Source organism: Roseinatronobacter ekhonensis (genome assembly GCF_900499075.1).
In the GTDB taxonomy this organism is placed as follows: domain Bacteria; phylum Pseudomonadota; class Alphaproteobacteria; order Rhodobacterales; family Rhodobacteraceae; genus Roseinatronobacter; species Roseinatronobacter ekhonensis.
The window spans coordinates 1-1,939 of the sequence record NZ_UIHC01000142.1 but is presented as its reverse complement, the minus strand read 5'-3'; the positions used below and the strand labels follow the sequence as shown (position 1 = coordinate 1,939).

Genomic DNA, 1,939 nt, shown 5'->3' with positions numbered 1-1,939 from the left:
ACAGCTCCTCAACCGCGTGCAGATCGCCCGGATACTTGTTGCGCAGCACCTGACTGACCAAGGCGGCAGACCGGCCCATGCGGCTGGCGACCTTGTTCTGGCTGCTGGCGGCGCATTGCAGGGCCATGCGCTCGACCCAATCGGGCAGCGCATCACCCCACGCCGCGCGGGCCACATCAACCGGCCCGCTCATAGCCCACCTGCCAGATGCGTGAATTCGTCGAGATTTTCATCATAGACTGCACGCACGCGCCGTTCACGCGGCGGCAACGGGCCGGTGTCGCGGATCAGCCGATACGCGGCTTCACGCCGTCCGGGCGCGGCCCTTTGCAGAACCTTCAAATATCCGGCCCGGTTCAGCATCTGGCAGAACTCTTGTGCTGCTGCCAGCGTGACCTCGCAAGTCGGCGTGTTGGCATGCGACATCACATCACTTGGTGTGAACACAGTCAGCCTGCGGGCCACACGCCACATGTTTCCGGCCGGGCTTTCGCGACGGATCGCGGTGCCATCCGCGCGCATCAACGCCGGACGCCGAGCGTCAACAACCCGGAATGCGCGCCGGTTGCCCCTTTTGCCGCAAGCCTCAACCGCTCCTGCGCGCTGCCAGTCGCGGACGAACACTGCCACCCGGCGCGCTTCGATGTGCAACTCGGATGACAGGTCGTAGTAGGTAAAGACCTCCATCCGCGTGGCGATATTCCATGCCAGCTTGGCAATCGCGTCCCGACGCTCTGAAACCCGACCGCTCATGCCACGTTCCTCCGGGGTGCGGGCGCGATGCCGGTGAAAAAGCGTCGCGCGTCCCAGTCATTCAGCGTCATCGCGTCCAGCCCGTTCACGCGGCCATGCTCGGCAACCTTGGCGATGTTCACGCTGATCCGGCGGATCGACCCGTGGCTGTGCTTCAGAACAGCCGCGCACAGGGACTGGTCAAATGTGACGCCCTGCGCATAGATCGGCATCAGCTTTTCGACATCGTCAATCGTGCCCGGCTCCGCGCCGACCCAGTCCAGCATCCGGCCATGCACCCGCTCCCATTCGCATAGCTTCTGGGGCAGCAACTCCTCGCCGATCAGGATGACGGGCGCTTGGCTGCTCTCATAAATGTCGCGGACGATCTCGATCATATTGCGTGCGACCAGATGATCGGCCTCGTCGATCAGCAAGGGCGCGCCAGTTACCGCCAGATGCTCGGCGATCTGATCGACCATGTCGCCGATGGTGCGCGCAGGGCGCAGCGCCATTTCGCCCAAGGTCGCTTCGCAGAACTTCTTTTTCGACCAGGCTGATTTGACCTGCACTTGATAGGCTTGGAACTTGTTCTCGGCATAAACCGCCGCCGTGCTCTTGCCGAACCCGGACGGGCCGTAAAAGCAGGCCATGCCGGGCAGGCCAAGGGCACGATTCTGCACCCGGTCTACCAAGGCCACAAGCGCGGCTACGTTGCGTAGGGGTGCCACGCTATTGTAAAGCTGCCTCTCTTCTGTCATCGTCTTCTCCATTCTACCGCTCTATGCCGCCGGTGGGTGCGGGCATGCGCCCCCGGCGGTTCCTTATCCGAGGTAGGACACCCCGAAATCTTCCAACATCTGCTTGTGCGCCCGGTATTCGGACGTCTGCGAATACATGCGCAGGAAGCGCTCTTGCTCGGGCGCAAGCGCCTCGCCTTTGTCGCGCTTTGCCTCCAATTCCAGCGCTCGCCGGAACCGGTCCATGTCGCTCTCCGGCGTGCCTTCGACTGCACCGCGACGGGTCTGCAAATCAGCCACGACTGCCGCCTGCGCCTCGGTCAGGTCCGGCGCATGCGCAGCCTCTGGCGCGGGTCGCGCCCGCTTGTCGAAAACAGGGCGCACCACCTTGGCCTCGACGGCAGGTGTGGGCGCGGGCAACGCCGCCGCGTCCAGATCGGCCCCCAGATCGCGGGCACGCAACTTGC

2 protein-coding genes and 2 pseudogenes are annotated in these 1,939 nt (G+C 64.1%); all 4 read right to left on the bottom strand.

The annotated features are described in order from the left end of the window. Positions 1-193 (bottom strand): annotated as a pseudogene (locus ROE7235_RS19440) (hypothetical protein); the annotation flags it as partial. Further along, complete coding sequence (locus tag ROE7235_RS19435) at positions 190-753, bottom strand: hypothetical protein (RefSeq protein ID WP_147434291.1); 564 nt, start codon at positions 751-753, stop codon at positions 190-192. The pseudogene ROE7235_RS19440 and the gene ROE7235_RS19435, both read right to left, overlap by 4 nt. Beyond that, a complete protein-coding gene (locus ROE7235_RS19430; RefSeq protein ID WP_121097681.1) occupies positions 750-1,493 on the bottom strand; it encodes an AAA family ATPase in 744 nt (247 codons plus the stop codon). The genes ROE7235_RS19435 and ROE7235_RS19430 overlap by 4 nt, the downstream gene beginning before the upstream one ends. 63 nt (positions 1,494-1,556) lie before the next feature. Beyond that, positions 1,557-1,939: pseudogene (locus ROE7235_RS20335) on the bottom strand (transposase domain-containing protein); the annotation flags it as partial.